Genomic DNA, 14,122 nt, shown 5'->3' on the forward strand with positions numbered 1-14,122 from the left:
GTGGCATGTACCGTTGCGGGGCGTGCCCGCCTAATGAAAAGTGCGCAGGTCCCGGCGCACTCTTTTAAATAAGTTCTCTGGCGATGGCTGCCAGATCGTCGAAAATCAGTGTAGTTTTTGCGACGCCCTTTTCCAGGGTCCGCTCGCCCTTGCCGGTTTTCACCAACACGGGTTGTGCATCGACGGCCAGGGCCGCCTCCAGGTCACCTTTGCTGTCGCCGACGAACCATACGCCGGTCAGTGGTACCTGGTAGTGCTCGGCAATGGTCCGCAGCATGCCAGGCTTGGGCTTGCGGCAGTCGCAGCCCTCGTCCGGGCCATGCGGGCAATGCACGATCAGGCCGACTTCGCCGCCCTGCTCGGCCACCAGCGCGCGCAGGCGCGCGTGCATGGCCTCGAGGGTTTCCAGCGGGTAGTAGCCGCGGGCAATGCCGGACTGGTTGGTGGCAACAGCCACCGTCCAGCCCGCCTTGCTCAACTGCGCGATGGCCTCGATCGAGCCGGGAATGGGGATCCATTCCTCCAGCGACTTGATATAGGCGTCGGAGTCGTGATTGATCACTCCGTCTCGATCAAGAATCAGCAGTTTCAACGACTTACCCCAGCAGCGAGATATCGGCCACGCCCAGGAACAGACCGCGCAGGCGGCTGAGCAGGGCATAACGGTTGGCGCGTACCTTGGCGTCCTCGGCGTTGACCATCACCGCCTCGAAGAAGGCGTCGACTGGGTCGCGCAGGGCCGCCAGGCGGGCCAGGGCTTCGCTGTACTGACGCGCGGCCGCCATCGGTTGCACGGCCTGGTCGGCCTGCTGGATGGCCGAGTACAGGGAGAACTCGTTGGCGTTGTCGAAGTACTTCGGCTCGACCTGGTCGGCGATGGCGCCTTCGGCCTTGCCCAGCAGGTTCGACACGCGCTTGTTCGCCGCGGCCAGGGCGTCGGCTTCAGGCAGCTTGCGGAAGGCCTGCACGGCCTGCACGCGCTGGTCGAAGTCCAGTGCCGAGCCTGGCTTGAGGGCACGCACCGACAGGTAGGTGGAAACGTCGATGCCTTCGTCTTCATAACGCGCGCGCAGGCGGTCGAAGATGAACTCCAGCACCTGCTCGGACAGGCCGGCGGCCTTGACCTTGGCACCGAACTGCTTGACCGCGAACTCGACCGCGGTGGTCAGGTCCAGGTCCAGTTGTTTCTCGATCAGGATACGCAGCACGCCCAGGGCCGCGCGACGCAGGGCGTACGGGTCCTTGCTGCCGGTAGGCAGCATGCCGATGCCGAAGATGCCGACCAGGGTGTCGAGCTTGTCGGCGATGGCCACAGCGGCACCGGTGAGGGTCTGCGGCAGCTCGGCGCCAGCACCGCGCGGCATGTACTGCTCGTTCAGCGCCAGGGCGACGTCTTCCGGCTCGCCGTCGTTGAGGGCGTAGTAGTAGCCGGCGATACCCTGCATTTCAGGGAATTCGCCGACCATTTCCGAGGCCAGGTCGCATTTGGACAGCAGGCCGGCACGGCCGGCATTGGCGGCGCTGCCACCGATGTACGGGGCAATGAAGGCGGCCAGCTTGGAAACGCGCTCGGCCTTGTCGAACACGGTGCCCAGCTGAGCCTGGAACACCACGTTCTTCAGGCGCTCGTTGAAGCTTTCCAGCGGCTGCTTCTTGTCCTGCTTGAAGAAGAACTCGGCGTCGGTCAGACGCGGACGCACGACCTTTTCGTTGCCTTCGACGATCTGCTTCGGATCGCGGCTCTCGACGTTGGCCACGGTGATGAAGCGCGGCAGCAGCTTGCCTTCGCTGTCCAGCAGGCAGAAGTACTTCTGGTTGTCCTGCATGGTGGTGATCAGCGCTTCCTGTGGCACCTCGAGGAAACGCTCCTCGAACGAGCACACCAGCGGCACCGGCCATTCGACCAGGGCAGTCACTTCGTCCAGCAGTGCCGGTGGCACGATGGCCGTGCCTTCCTGCTGCATCGCAAGCTCGGCGGTACGCTTGCTGATCAGCTCGCGACGCTCGGCGAAGTCGGCCAGCACGTGGGCCTTGCGCAGGTCCTCGACGTAGTTGGCCGGGGTGGTGATGAGCACGTTTTCCGGGTGGTGGAAACGGTGGCCACGGGACTCACGGCCGGCCTTCTGGGCCAGGATGGTGCAATCGACGACCTGGTCACCGAGCAGCATCACCAGCCACTGGGTCGGGCGTACGAACTCTTCACGGCTGGCGCCCCAGTGCATGCGCTTGGGGATCGGCAGGTCGTTGAGCGAATCCTCGACGATGGTCGGCAGCAGGCTGGCGGTGGCCTTGCCCGGGATGTGTTGGGAGAAGCGCAGCTTCGGGCCGCTCTGGTCGATGTCCGCCAGTTCCACGCCGCACTTCTTGGCGAAGCCCAGGGCCGCCTGGGTTGGCTGGCCTTCGGCGTTGAACGCCGCTTGCAGGGGCGGGCCGTCGATGTTGATGCTGCGGTCCGGTTGCTGCACGTCCAGCTGACGGATCAGCACGGCCAGGCGGCGCGGCGCGGCGTAGACCTGCTTGCCGCTGTAGTTCAGGCCGGCGGCCTGCAGGCCTTTCTCGATGCCGGCGAGGAACGCGTCGCCCAGGGTGGCGAGGGCCTTCGGTGGCAGCTCTTCGGTGCCCAGTTCAACCAGGAAATCTTGAGCACTCATTGTGCAGCCTCCAGCTTAGCCAACACTTCGTCACGCAGTTCGGGAGAGGCCATCGGGAAGCCCAGGCGTGCGCGGGCTTGCAGATAGCTTTGCGCGACGTCCCGGGCCAGGGTACGCACGCGCAGGATGTAACGCTGGCGCTCGGTCACCGAGATGGCGCGGCGGGCGTCCAGCAGGTTGAAGGTGTGCGAGGCCTTCAGGACCATTTCGTAGGTCGGCAGCGGCAGGTCCAGCTTGATCAGGCGGTTCGCTTCGCTTTCGTAGAAGTCGAACAGCTCGAACAGCTTCTCGACGTTGGCGTGCTCGAAGTTGTAGGTCGACTGCTCCACTTCGTTCTGGTGGAACACGTCGCCGTAGGTGACCTTGCCGAACGGGCCGTCGGCCCACACCAGGTCGTAGACCGAGTCCACGCCCTGCAGGTACATGGCCAGGCGCTCCAGGCCGTAGGTGATTTCACCGGTGACCGGGTAGCACTCGATGCCGCCGACTTGCTGGAAGTAGGTGAACTGGGTCACTTCCATGCCGTTCAGCCAGATTTCCCAACCCAGGCCCCAGGCGCCGAGGGTCGGCGATTCCCAGTTGTCTTCGACGAAGCGGATGTCGTGAACCAGCGGGTCCAGGCCGATGGCTTTCAGCGAGCCGAGGTACAGCTCCTGGAAGTTGGCCGGGTTCGGCTTGAGCACTACCTGGAACTGGTAGTAGTGCTGCAGGCGGTTGGGGTTTTCGCCATACCGTCCGTCGGCGGGGCGACGGCTAGGCTGCACGTAGGCGGCGTTCCACGTCTCTGGGCCCACGGCGCGCAGGAAGGTGGCGGTATGGAAAGTGCCGGCGCCTACTTCCATATCGTAGGGCTGAAGCACCACACAACCTTGCTCGGCCCAGTAGTTCTGCAGGGCGAGGATCAGGTCTTGGAAGGTACGCACGGCTGGCGTAGGCTGGCTCACGAAATTCACCTGTATCTGGGGATGCGGATGTAAAGAGCGGGAGTATAACCCGATTCGCCTCGCCCTCTACGTTATTGGAGCCTTATGCCACGCTGCTTTTGGTGTTCCGACGATCCGTTGTACCAGGCCTATCACGACCAGGAGTGGGGAACGCCGCAGCGCGACCCGGCGTTGCTCTTCGAGATGCTTTTGCTCGAAGGGTTCCAGGCGGGATTGTCGTGGATCACGGTATTGAAGAAGCGCGAGCGTTATCGCCAGGTGCTGGATGGCTTCGACCCGGTGAAACTGGCGCGCCTGAGCGACGAGCGCATCGAGGAGCTGATGCTTGATCCCGGCATCATCCGCAACCGTCTCAAGCTCAAGGCCGTGCGCCGCAACGCCCTGGCCTGGCTGGCTGTGGATAACCCGGCCGAGTGGTTGTGGTCGTTCGTCGGCGGCGCGCCGAAGATCAACCATTTCCAGGGCCGCGGCGATGTGCCGGCGGTCACCGATGAGGCCAAGGCCATGAGCAAGGCCTTGCAGAAAGCCGGCTTCACCTTTGTCGGGCCGACCATTTGCTACGCCTTCATGCAGGCCACCGGCATGGTCATGGACCACACCACTGACTGCGATCGCTACGCCGCCTTGCTGCGCTGAGGGGTTACAATGCGCGCCTTGCTGAAATAAGGAATTCGCCTGTGGAAAAGTTCAAGGGCGCCCTGATGGTCGGGGTGCTGCGCCTGTTTGCCAAGCTGCCCTGGAGCGCTGTGCAGCGCGTCGGCGCCGGTATCGGCTGGCTGATGTGGAAAATCCCCAATGGCTCGCGCAATGTCGTGCGCATCAACCTGGCCAAGTGTTTCCCTGAGATGGACCCGGTCGAGCGTGAGCAACTGGTGGGCCGTGCATTGAAGGATATTGGCAAGTCGTTCGTCGAGAGCGCCTGTGCCTGGATCTGGCCACCGCAGCGCTCGTTGGACCTGGTCAAGGAAGTGCACGGCCTGGAAGTGCTGGAGCAGGCCCTGGCCTCGGGCAAGGGCGTGGTGGGCATCACCAGCCACCTGGGCAACTGGGAAGTGCTCAATCACTTCTATTGCAACCAGTGCAAACCGATCATCTTCTATCGTCCGCCCAAGCTGAAGGCGGTGGATGACCTGCTGCGTGAACAGCGCGTGCAGATGGGCAACCGCGTGGCGCCTTCGACCAAGGAAGGCATCCTCAGCGTGATCAAGGAAGTGCGCCGGGGTGGTCAGGTGGGGATTCCTGCGGATCCAGAGCCGGCCGAGTCGGCGGGTGTGTTCGTGCCTTTCCTGGGTACCCAGGCGCTGACCAGCAAGTTCGTGCCGAACATGCTGGCCGGTGGCAAGGCGGTCGGGGTGTTCCTGCATGCCCTGCGGCTGCCGGATGGCTCGGGCTTCAAGGTGTTCCTGGAAGCGGCACCAGAAGCGATGTACAGCACCGATGTAACTGAATCGGCAGCGGCCATGAGCAAGGTGGTCGAGCGTTATGTGCGCGAGTATCCGAGCCAGTACATGTGGAGCATGAAGCGCTTCAAGAAGCGTCCGGCTGGGGAAACACGTTGGTATTAAGAACCTGGGGGCGCTTTGCGCCCCTTTCGCGACGCAAGGCCGCTCCTACAGGGTAATGCGATCTCCTGTAGGAGCGGCCTTGCGTCGCGATGGGCTGCAAAGCAGCCCCGGCGATTTCAGACCTTATTCAATTTCTTCAGAAACACCGTCATCTCCTTCTCGGCCTGCTTGTCCCCATGGGCCTGCGCCGCCTCGATCCCCTCCTCCCAGGCCTTGCGCGCCCCAGCCAGGTCACCCTGCAGCTGATAGGCCTTGCCCAGCAGCTTCCACGCCGCCGAGTACTTCGGATCCTGCTGCACACAGGCCGCCAGGTGCAGCGCCGCTTCAGCCCCATTGCCTTCATCCAGCCAGGCCTTGCCCAGCCCGAACCTCAGCAGCGGGTTATCCACACCCTTGGCCAGCATCTTCTCCAGCGATTCGCGCATAGGTCTCTCTCCCGAATCCATGATGTTGCGAGCGCCTGTGGGAGCGGATTCACCCGCGAATGCGTCGGTAGATCGACAATCGCATTCGCGGGTAAACCCGCTCCCACAGGGGGAAATGAACTAGAAGAAACTCAGGCCCACGTGGAACAGCTTCTCCACGTCCCGAATATGCTTTTTATCCACAACGAACAGGATCACATGGTCGCCCGACTCGATCACCGTGTCGTCATGGGCGATCAGCACCTCCTCGTCGCGGATGATCGCGCCGATGGTGGTGCCCGGCGGCAACGAGATGTCCTCGATGGCCTTGCCCACCACCTTGCTCGATTTTGAATCGCCATGGGCCACCGCCTCGATGGCTTCGGCCGCGCCACGGCGCAGCGAGTGCACGCTGACGATATCGCCGCGGCGCACGTGGGCCAGCAAGGTGCCGATGGTAGCCAACTGCGGGCTGATGGCGATGTCGATCTCACCACCCTGCACCAGGTCGACGTAGGCTGGGTTGTTGATGATGGTCATCACCTTGCGCGCCCCCAGGCGCTTGGCCAGCAGCGACGACATGATGTTGGCCTCGTCGTCGTTGGTCAGGGCCAGGAAGAGATCGGCGTCGGCGATGTTCTCTTCGAGCATCAGGTCCTTGTCCGAGGCGCTGCCCTGCAGCACCACAGTGCTCTCCAGAGTGTCGGAGAGCTGGCGGCAGCGCGCCGGGCTCTTCTCGATGATCTTCACCTGGTAGCGGCTCTCGATGGCCTCGGCCAGGCGCTCGCCGATCTGCCCGCCACCGGCGATGACCACGCGCTTGTTGGTTTCGTCGATGCGCCGCAGCTCGCCCATCACCGCGCGGATGTCCTTGCGCGCGGCAATGAAGAACACTTCGTCGTCGGCCTCGATCACCGTGTCGCCCTGCGGGGTGATCGGCCGGTCGCGGCGGAAGATCGCCGCCACGCGGGTATCGACGTTGGGCATGTGCGCGCGGATCTGGCGCAGTTGCTGGCCCACCAGCGGCCCGCCGTAATAGGCGCGGACCGCCACCAGCTGGGCCTTGCCCTCGGCGAAGTCGATCACCTGCAATGAACCTGGATGTTCGATCAGGCGCTTGATGTAGTTGGTCACCACCTGTTCGGGGCTGATCAGCACGTCCACGGGAATGTGGTCGTTGTCGAACAACTCTTCGCGGGTGAGGTAGGCCGACTCGCGCACCCGGGCGATCTTGGTCGGGGTGTGGAACAGCGAGTAGGCGACCTGGCAGGCGACCATATTGGTCTCGTCGCTGTTGGTCACCGCCACCAGCATATCGGCGTCGTCGGCGCCGGCCTGGCGCAGCACCGTCGGCAGCGAGGCGCGGCCTTGCACGGTGCGGATGTCCAGGCGGTCGCCCAGGTCGCGCAGGCGCTCGCTGTCGGTGTCGACCACGGTGATGTCGTTGGCTTCGCTGGCCAGGTGCTCCGCCAGCGTGCCGCCCACTTGCCCTGCGCCGAGGATGATGATCTTCATCCGCTACTCCCTACCCTTTTGTTCTTACCCGCGCGAAGCGGCGATCTTGATCAGTTTGGCGTAATAGAACCCGTCATGGCCGCCTTCCTGGGCCAGCAACTGGCGGCCGTGGGGCTGGCGCAGGCCGGCTTCGGTGGCCAGGTCCAACTCGCGGGCACCAGGGGTGCGGGCGAGGAAGGCATCGATCACTTCGGTGTTCTCGGTCGGCAGGCTTGAGCAGGTGGCGTAGAGCAGCATGCCGCCCACCTCCAGCGTCGGCCACAGGGCGTCGAGCAATTCGCCTTGCAGCGCGGCCAGGGCCGGAATGTCCTCGGCCTGGCGGGTCAGCTTGATGTCTGGGTGGCGGCGGATCACGCCGGTGGCCGAGCATGGCGCGTCGAGTAGGATGCGCTGGAACGGTTTGCCATCCCACCAGCTGGCGGTGTCGCGGGCGTCGCAGGCGATCAGCTCGGCGTCGAGCTTGAGGCGGTCGAGGTTTTCGCGCACACGGGCCAGGCGCTTGGCTTCCAGGTCGATGGCGACCATGTGGGCCAGGCCGGGCTCGGCTTCCAGCAGGTGGCAGGTCTTGCCGCCGGGGGCACAGCAGGCGTCGAGCACGCGCTGGCCGGGAGCCAGTTCCAGCAGGTCGGCGGACAACTGCGCGGCTTCGTCCTGCACGCTCACCCAGCCGTCGGCGAAGCCCGGCAGGCCGCGCACGTCGCAGGCCTCGGCCAGGACGATGCCGTCACGGCTGTACTGGCAGGCGCTGGCCTGGATGCCGGCCTCGGCCAGCAGTGCCAGGTAGGCGTCGCGGCTGTGATGGCGGCGATTGACCCGCAGGATCATCGGTGGGTGGGCGTTGTTGGCGGCGCAGATGGCTTCCCATTGTTCCGGCCAGAAGGCTTTCAGCGACTTCTGCAGCCAGCGTGGGTGGGCAGTACGCACTACCGGGTCGCGTTCCATGCCGACGAGCAGCTCCTCGCCTTCACGCTGGGCGCGGCGCAGCACGGCATTGAGCAGGCCCTTGGCCCACGGCTTCTTGAGCTTGTCGGCGCAACCCACGGTCTCGCCGATGGCGGCGTGGGCCGGGATGCGCGTGTAGAACAGCTGGTACAGGCCGACCAGCAGCAGCGCCTGCACATCGGCGTCGGCGGCCTTGAACGGCTTCTGCAGCAGTTGCGCGGCCAGCAGGTCCAGGCGCGGTTGCCAGCGGGCGGTGCCGAAGGCCAGGTCCTGAGTGAGGCCACGGTCGCGCTCGTCGACCTTGTCCAATTGCGCCGGCAGCGAGCTGTTCAGCGAGGCCTTGCCGCTGAGTACGGCGGCAAGGGCGCGGGCGGCGGCCAGGCGTGGGTTCATTGGCCGAGCACCTTGCCACTGGCGAATTTCTCGCGGCGGCTGTTGAACAGGTCGCTGAAGGCCAGGGCCTTGCCGCCGGGCAGTTGCAGGCGGGTGAGGCTCAGGGCGCCATCGCCGCAAGCGACGACCAGGCCGTCCTTGCTGGCGGAGAGGATTTCGCCGGGGGCGCCCTTGCCTGTGGACAAGTTAGCGGCCTGCACTTTCACGCTTTCGCCGTCGAGGGTGCTGTGGCACACCGGCCACGGGTTGAAGGCACGGATCAGGCGCTCCAGCTCCACGGCCGGGCGGCTCCAGTCGATGCGCGCCTCGTCCTTGTTCAGCTTGTGTGCATAAGTGGCCAGAGCATCGTCCTGAACTTCACCTTGCAGGGTGCCATCGGCCAGGCCGGCAATGGCCTGCACCACGGCGCCGGGGCCCATGGCGGCGAGGCGGTCGTGCAGGGTGCCGCCGGTGTCGTCGGCGCTGATCGGGGTGATCACCTTGAGCAGCATCGGGCCAGTATCCAGGCCCGCTTCCATGCGCATCACGGTCACGCCGCTCTCGGCGTCACCGGCTTCCACGGCGCGCTGGATCGGCGCCGCACCGCGCCAGCGCGGCAGCAGGGAGGCATGGCTGTTGATACAACCCAGGCGCGGAATATCCAGCACCACTTGCGGCAGGATCAGGCCGTAGGCGACCACCACCATCAGGTCTGGCTTGAGCGCGGCGAGTTCGGCTTGCGCCTCGGCGTTGCGCAACGTCTGCGGCTGGTACACCGGGATGTCATGGGCCACGGCCAGCGCCTTCACCGCGGTGGGCATGAGCTTCTGGCCACGGCCGGCCGGGCGGTCGGGCTGGGTGTAGACGGCCACGATCTCGTACGGGCTGTCGAGCAGGGCCTTGAGGTGTTCGGCGGCAAACTCTGGAGTGCCTGCGAAGACGATGCGCATGGAGTTCTCGCTTCTTGAAAAAGAAAAAGGCTTGCCGGAGCAAGCCTTCTGGAAGGTGGGGATCAGGCTTGCTGGCGGTGCTGCTTTTCCAGCTTCTTCTTGATCCGGTCGCGTTTGAGCTGGGACAGGTAGTCGACGAACAGCTTGCCGTTGAGGTGATCGAACTCATGCTGCACGCACACCGCCAGCAGGCCTTCGCATTCCAGCTCGTAGGGCTTGCCGTCGCGGTCCTGGGCCTTGACCCGCACGCGCAGCGGGCGGTCGACGTTCTCGTAGAAGCCGGGTACCGACAGGCAGCCTTCCTGGTACTGGCCCATGTCGTGGGTCAGTTCCTCGACCGTGGGGTTGATGAAGACGCGCGGTTCGCTGCGGTCTTCGCTCAGGTCCATCACCACGACCTGCTTGTGCACGTTGACCTGGGTGGCGGCCAGGCCGATGCCGGGCGCCTCGTACATGGTCTCGAACATGTCGTCGATCAGCTGGCTCAGGGCGTCGTCGAACTCCGTCACCGGTTTGGCGATGGTGCGCAGGCGCGGATCGGGGAATTCGAGAATGTTCAAAATGGCCATGGCGGTCAGGCAGTCACTGTGCGGTCGGTTGAAAACTGAGCACACATAATAAAGGGAAATGGGGCGTTCGGCACCTGTGAAGCTTGGCTAGGGTCTCTATGGGCTTGATAGCTGCCGTTTCATGGACAGCTTTTCAAAGTGTTACTCACAAAGTTATCCACAGGATGTGCCACGTAATTGGCCCCCTGTCGATCAAGGATGATTCCTCATGAACCCATCCCGTTCGTCGCCTTGTCCGCCTGCGGAACTGGAGGCGCGGCTGCGTCTTCATAGCCTTCCCGATATTGGCTTGCGTCGTTTCCATACTCTCATCGAAGCGTTCGGCAGTGCCTCGTCGGCGCTGAGTGCACCGGCCAGCGCCTGGCATGCGTTGGGACTGAAGGCAGCCAGTATAGACGCCCGGCGCAGCCCGCAAGTGCGCGACGGCGCATTGGCTGCAATGCGCTGGATAGAGCATCCGGGCCAGCATTTACTGATGTGGGACGGGCCTGGCTACCCGGCGCTGCTGGCCGAGATAGACGATCCGCCACCGCTGCTGTTCGTCGCGGGTGACCCTGATTTGCTCGAGCAACCGCAACTGGCGATCGTGGGCAGCAGGCGTGCTTCACCTCCGGCGCTGGATACGGCGGGCGCGTTTTCCCGTTGCCTTTCCCAGGCTGGTTTCACCATCACCAGCGGGCTGGCGCTGGGCGTCGATGGTGCCGCTCATCGGGCCGCTTTGAAGGCCGGCGGGCACACCATCGGGGTGCTCGGCACGGGGTTGCAAAAACTTTATCCACAGCGCCACCGTGACCTGGCACGGGCAATGCTCGACAGTGGTAGCGCGCTGGTTTCCGAGTACCCGCTGGATGCCGGGCCGCTGGCCGGCAACTTCCCGCGCCGCAACCGGATCATCAGCGGCTTGTCGCTGGGCGTGCTGGTGGTGGAGGCCAGCCTGGCCAGCGGTTCGTTGATCACCGCACGGCTTGCCGCCGAACAGGGGCGGGAGGTGTACGCGATTCCCGGGTCCATTCATCACCCCGGCGCCAAGGGCTGCCACCAGCTGATCCGCGATGGTGCCCTGCTGGTGGAAAGCGTGGAGCAGATCCTCGACAGCCTGCGCGGTTGGCAGAACCTGCCGCCCGCAGTTGTGGATAAAGCCGCCCATCCCCTGCTCGCCCTGCTCCACGCCGCACCCCAGACCAGCGAGGGCCTGGCCCACAGCAGCGGCCTGCCGTTGGCCCAGGTGCTAGCAAGCCTCACTGAGCTGGAACTTGAGGGCCGGGTGAGCAATGAAGCCGGGCGTTGGTTTGCCCGTGCGGGCTAAGTACACTGCGCACACGGCGTTTATGCGGAGAGACGGAAATGGTGAGCAGTTGGCGTGTGCAACAAGCCGCGCGTGAGGTGAAGGCGGGTGCGGTGATCGCCTATCCGACGGAAGCGGTCTGGGGCCTGGGCTGCGACCCGTGGAACGAGGACGCGGTGTATCGCCTGCTGGCGCTCAAGTCGCGGCCTGTGGATAAAGGGCTGATCCTGGTCGCCGACAATATTCGCCAGTTCGATTTTCTGTTCGAGGATTTCCCCCAGGATTGGATCGATCGCATGAGCGCCACCTGGCCGGGGCCGAACACCTGGCTGGTGCCGCACCAGGGCCTGCTGCCCGAGTGGGTGACCGGGCAGCACGACACCGTGGCGCTGCGAGTCAGCGATCATCCACAGGTGCGGGAGCTGTGCGCGCTGGTCGGGCCGTTGATCTCCACCTCCTGCAACCCGGCCGGGCGGCCGGCGGCCAAGAGCCGACTGCGGGTGGAGCAGTATTTCCACAACGAGCTGGACATGGTGTTGGGTGGAGCCTTGGGTGGGCGGAAGAACCCGAGCCTGATTCGCGACCTGGCGACCGGTGAGGTTGTGCGCCCGGGCTGATGCCGCTGGCGAGGGCTTTGCCCTCGTTTCGCGACACAAGGCCGCTCCCACAGGCAATCGCGATCCCCTGTAGGAGCGGCCTTGTGCCGCGAAAGGGCCGCAAAGCGGCCCCAGTAACCAATTGGGAAACGTCCTACTACCCCCGTCCTAAGCCGCCACCTTCACTACAGGAACCCCTACCTCTAGCTTGCTCGCCGTGCGTCACAAATCGGCGGGAGCATCTAGAACAATGCCGCTATTCGAGAATGCCGAGTACCTGATAAGGGCGAATCTGGAGCAACTAGCGTCCAATCATCGGGTCAGGGCGGTGGAGATAGGCAGATTTACCGCTGATCAGTTCGAAGCGATCAACAGGCAGAAAGCAGGGCAGGATTTACCCCAGCTTGAGGATCCGGGCATCGTCTTCATTGGCAGTCATGCCTACAGAAGCCGGGTGATACGCGACGGATACACCATTGATGACATGGTTCTGCAAATCAAGGCAGCGCTGGCAGCGACATCGATCTGGAAGAAGGCCACGCACATGACTGCTCTTCGCAGCACGATTGGCCGAATCGATGGCTATGGCAATGAAATCTACGATGAGGCGATTTTTGAACTGACGGCCCGCAAGCCCAAGGCGGAGCTCTATTCCATCGTGCCCAAAGGGGATAGAAACAAGCCCAAAAATAATGGCCGCTTAAGCGGCCAAAGGGTAAGGATGCGCTCGCCCGGATAACTTGAAACTCAACCGGCGCACCAGCACAACCTCAGGGAGAAAGGCTACGCCTCAGAGCCGGCACGGTCAAGCGAGGGGCCCTACCCCTCGCGTGTCGCTCCCACAGGGATTCTCTGCACCCTCAGGACTTTCTGATTTTTCCTCTCAAGGTTGCCCATTTCGAATTCAGAGAAATATCCTACGCAGTCTGTCGACTGCCATTACCTTCTCAGTGGGAACGCCTGCCTCTAGGCTCCAGACCGTCGCCGAATAACTTGGCGATCGGGTGTGGTAACCCGAGCAGGGAGAGATCTTGGCAGTCAATGGCGGCTGCATGCGGGAGGCTTTTTGCCTGCCGGGTTTTGAGATCTCTCCCGGTTTACCACCCCGTGTGCAGCTGCCACCCATTCGTGTGGTAACGAATGCGTGTCGGCCCTGAAACGAGATCTCATGATGAAGAAAATCGTTCCGGATCCACCTCTGCCTTCGACTTCTACCCACCCCTTCGGCCGCTGCGACGCCGGCCACCCTCCACTCTTCACCGTAAACCCCAACATCGAAGCCCACGATGCCCTGGTACACGTCGCGCTCTACCTGCGCTGTGCCTACGACACCGGCATCAAGGCCCTCGATCACCTGCGCGACGAGGGGCGTGGCATGTACTGGTCGAGCCTGCATTCGCTGGAAATGGCGGAGGGATTGGTGGAGGCGATGCTCGATGGCATCGAGTCGGCGCCAGCGGCGAAGAAACCCACTGACTGAACTGACGCAATCGCGGGGCAAATCGCAGCGGCTAACCGCCGCTACGACTTGCCCCGCGATGGGATAGAAACTGGGAAATACCCTACGTGTCACACCGATCCAATCACGTTCCCGCTGAAGGTTTGGGCCGGTAATCTCCCTTTGCTTTGCGCAGCACTCCATCCCGAGTGATGAAGACGCCGACGGCGGGTCGTTGAGATTTGTACACAGCTTTGTACAATGTTCGCTCAGCTCTCCTTTGTAATCCGGGAAGGATTGGACAAATGCATGTACTGACTTTTAGCCAAGCTCGCGCCGACCTGAAGCAAACGATGGATGACGTATGCCGCGACCACGAGCCGGCGATCATCACGCGCCAACGTGGCGAGCCGGTGGTCATGCTGTCCCTGGAGGATTACAACGGCATGCAGGAGACCCTTTACTTGCTAGGGTCTTCTGCCAACGCAAGGCGCTTGCGTTCATCAGTCGAGCAGCTGCGGTCGGGTCAGCCAGTTACTCAAGAGCTGATCATTGATGAACATGAAGTCAAAGCAACGCAACAAGACTGAGGCTCGGAATTCCGTGAGCGTTGCGTTCACTGCCGAGGGGTGGGAAGACTATCACCACTGGCGGGAAGCTGATTCGGCGATCTTCGAGACGGTCAATGTGCTGATCCGCGAGTGCTGCCGTACACCCTTCAAAGGGACTGGCAAACCTGAGCCGCTCAAGGGCGATCTTTCGGGGTTCTGGTCTCGTCGCATCACCCGAGAGCACCGTCTGGTCTACTTCTATGAAGGTGGCCGGTTGACTGTACTTCAATGTCGGTTCCACTACGACTGAGAAATCGCATCGCGGGGCAAGTCGCAGCGG

The 14,122-nt window shown here is 63.5% G+C and carries 16 protein-coding genes; 8 read left to right on the forward strand and 8 right to left on the reverse strand.

Going from position 1 to position 14,122, the window contains the following annotated elements; genetic code table 11:
* Nucleotides 1-64: 64 nt before the first annotated feature.
* Genes gmhB through glyQ form a run of 3 tightly spaced genes read right to left on the reverse strand, consistent with a single transcriptional unit; the run spans nt 65 to nt 3,595 of the window.
* Nucleotides 65-592 (reverse strand): D-glycero-beta-D-manno-heptose 1,7-bisphosphate 7-phosphatase, encoded by a 528-nt coding sequence (gmhB, locus tag HU772_RS00070; RefSeq protein ID WP_186652848.1) that lies wholly within the window; start codon nt 590-592, stop codon nt 65-67.
* A 4-nt stretch (nt 593-596) separates the two neighbouring features.
* Nucleotides 597-2,651, reverse strand: coding sequence for a glycine--tRNA ligase subunit beta (gene glyS, locus HU772_RS00075; protein ID WP_186652846.1), 2,055 nt, complete (start codon nt 2,649-2,651; stop codon nt 597-599).
* Nucleotides 2,648-3,595 (reverse strand): glycine--tRNA ligase subunit alpha, encoded by a 948-nt coding sequence (gene glyQ / locus HU772_RS00080; RefSeq protein ID WP_011531473.1) that lies wholly within the window; start codon nt 3,593-3,595, stop codon nt 2,648-2,650. The genes glyS and glyQ overlap by 4 nt, the downstream gene beginning before the upstream one ends.
* Before the next feature lie 84 nt (nt 3,596-3,679).
* Here glyQ and HU772_RS00085 point away from each other — a divergent pair, with 84 nt between their 5' ends.
* Complete coding sequence (locus HU772_RS00085) at nt 3,680-4,231, forward strand: DNA-3-methyladenine glycosylase I (protein ID WP_186652844.1); 552 nt, start codon at nt 3,680-3,682, stop codon at nt 4,229-4,231.
* Nucleotides 4,232-4,272: 41 nt separating this feature from the next.
* Entirely contained in the window at nt 4,273-5,160 is an 888-nt protein-coding gene (locus tag HU772_RS00090) for a lysophospholipid acyltransferase (protein ID WP_186652842.1), read from the forward strand.
* A 116-nt stretch (nt 5,161-5,276) separates the two neighbouring features.
* Here the strand turns inward: HU772_RS00090 and HU772_RS00095 are convergent, their stop codons facing one another.
* The 5 genes from HU772_RS00095 to def all read right to left on the reverse strand — a co-directional run bounded on the left by HU772_RS00095 (nt 5,277) and on the right by def (nt 9,912).
* Nucleotides 5,277-5,585: a tetratricopeptide repeat protein gene (locus HU772_RS00095; protein WP_186652840.1), complete on the reverse strand. Its 309-nt coding sequence runs from the start codon at nt 5,583-5,585 to the stop codon at nt 5,277-5,279.
* A gap of 120 nt (nt 5,586-5,705) precedes the next feature.
* A complete protein-coding gene (gene trkA, locus HU772_RS00100; protein ID WP_186652838.1) occupies nt 5,706-7,079 on the reverse strand; it encodes a Trk system potassium transporter TrkA in 1,374 nt (457 codons plus the stop codon).
* A 24-nt stretch (nt 7,080-7,103) separates the two neighbouring features.
* Nucleotides 7,104-8,414 (reverse strand): 16S rRNA (cytosine(967)-C(5))-methyltransferase RsmB, encoded by a 1,311-nt coding sequence (gene rsmB / locus HU772_RS00105; RefSeq protein ID WP_186652836.1) that lies wholly within the window; start codon nt 8,412-8,414, stop codon nt 7,104-7,106.
* A complete protein-coding gene (gene fmt, locus HU772_RS00110; RefSeq protein WP_186652834.1) occupies nt 8,411-9,343 on the reverse strand; it encodes a methionyl-tRNA formyltransferase in 933 nt (310 codons plus the stop codon). The genes rsmB and fmt overlap by 4 nt, the downstream gene beginning before the upstream one ends.
* 62 nt (nt 9,344-9,405) lie before the next feature.
* A complete protein-coding gene (def, locus tag HU772_RS00115) occupies nt 9,406-9,912 on the reverse strand; it encodes a peptide deformylase (protein ID WP_028690050.1) in 507 nt (168 codons plus the stop codon).
* A 208-nt stretch (nt 9,913-10,120) separates the two neighbouring features.
* Between def and dprA the strand changes: the two genes are divergently transcribed.
* The 6 genes from dprA (at nt 10,121) to HU772_RS00145 (ending at nt 14,092) form a co-directional block, all read left to right on the forward strand.
* Entirely contained in the window at nt 10,121-11,218 is a 1,098-nt protein-coding gene (gene dprA, locus HU772_RS00120; RefSeq protein WP_186652832.1) for a DNA-processing protein DprA, read from the forward strand.
* A gap of 38 nt (nt 11,219-11,256) precedes the next feature.
* Nucleotides 11,257-11,814, forward strand: coding sequence for an L-threonylcarbamoyladenylate synthase type 1 TsaC (gene tsaC, locus HU772_RS00125; protein ID WP_028690052.1), 558 nt, complete (start codon nt 11,257-11,259; stop codon nt 11,812-11,814).
* 196 nt (nt 11,815-12,010) lie between these two features.
* Nucleotides 12,011-12,532 (forward strand): hypothetical protein, encoded by a 522-nt coding sequence (locus HU772_RS00130; RefSeq protein WP_225923174.1) that lies wholly within the window; start codon nt 12,011-12,013, stop codon nt 12,530-12,532.
* Between the two features lie 429 nt (nt 12,533-12,961).
* Complete coding sequence (locus tag HU772_RS00135; protein WP_186652824.1) at nt 12,962-13,273, forward strand: hypothetical protein; 312 nt, start codon at nt 12,962-12,964, stop codon at nt 13,271-13,273.
* A 263-nt stretch (nt 13,274-13,536) separates the two neighbouring features.
* Nucleotides 13,537-13,821 (forward strand): type II toxin-antitoxin system Phd/YefM family antitoxin, encoded by a 285-nt coding sequence (locus HU772_RS00140; RefSeq protein ID WP_046853585.1) that lies wholly within the window; start codon nt 13,537-13,539, stop codon nt 13,819-13,821.
* The gene (locus HU772_RS00145; protein ID WP_186652822.1) at nt 13,787-14,092 is read left to right on the forward strand and encodes a Txe/YoeB family addiction module toxin; all 306 of its coding nucleotides are present in this window, start codon (nt 13,787-13,789) and stop codon (nt 14,090-14,092) included. Before HU772_RS00140 ends, HU772_RS00145 begins: the two co-directional genes overlap by 35 nt.
* The last annotated feature ends 30 nt before the right edge of the window (nt 14,093-14,122 follow it).

This window comes from Pseudomonas xantholysinigenes, from assembly GCF_014268885.2.
Lineage (GTDB): Bacteria > Pseudomonadota > Gammaproteobacteria > Pseudomonadales > Pseudomonadaceae > Aquipseudomonas > Aquipseudomonas xantholysinigenes.

Excerpts from the sequence above, each read along its gene's own strand:
- glyS (WP_186652846.1), bottom strand. The coding sequence starts at position 2,651 with ATGAGTGCTCAAGATTTCCTGGTTGAACTGGGCACCGAAGAGCTGCCA.
- HU772_RS00085 (WP_186652844.1), top strand. The coding sequence starts at position 3,680 with ATGCCACGCTGCTTTTGGTGTTCCGACGATCCGTTGTACCAGGCCTAT.
- HU772_RS00095 (WP_186652840.1), bottom strand. The coding sequence starts at position 5,585 with ATGCGCGAATCGCTGGAGAAGATGCTGGCCAAGGGTGTGGATAACCCG.
- trkA (WP_186652838.1), bottom strand. The coding sequence starts at position 7,079 with ATGAAGATCATCATCCTCGGCGCAGGGCAAGTGGGCGGCACGCTGGCG.
- rsmB (WP_186652836.1), bottom strand. The coding sequence starts at position 8,414 with ATGAACCCACGCCTGGCCGCCGCCCGCGCCCTTGCCGCCGTACTCAGC.
- fmt (WP_186652834.1), bottom strand. The coding sequence starts at position 9,343 with ATGCGCATCGTCTTCGCAGGCACTCCAGAGTTTGCCGCCGAACACCTC.
- def (WP_028690050.1), bottom strand. The coding sequence starts at position 9,912 with ATGGCCATTTTGAACATTCTCGAATTCCCCGATCCGCGCCTGCGCACC.
- dprA (WP_186652832.1), top strand. The coding sequence starts at position 10,121 with ATGAACCCATCCCGTTCGTCGCCTTGTCCGCCTGCGGAACTGGAGGCG.
- tsaC (WP_028690052.1), top strand. The coding sequence starts at position 11,257 with ATGGTGAGCAGTTGGCGTGTGCAACAAGCCGCGCGTGAGGTGAAGGCG.
- HU772_RS00135 (WP_186652824.1), top strand. The coding sequence starts at position 12,962 with ATGATGAAGAAAATCGTTCCGGATCCACCTCTGCCTTCGACTTCTACC.
- HU772_RS00140 (WP_046853585.1), top strand. The coding sequence starts at position 13,537 with ATGCATGTACTGACTTTTAGCCAAGCTCGCGCCGACCTGAAGCAAACG.
- HU772_RS00145 (WP_186652822.1), top strand. The coding sequence starts at position 13,787 with ATGAACATGAAGTCAAAGCAACGCAACAAGACTGAGGCTCGGAATTCC.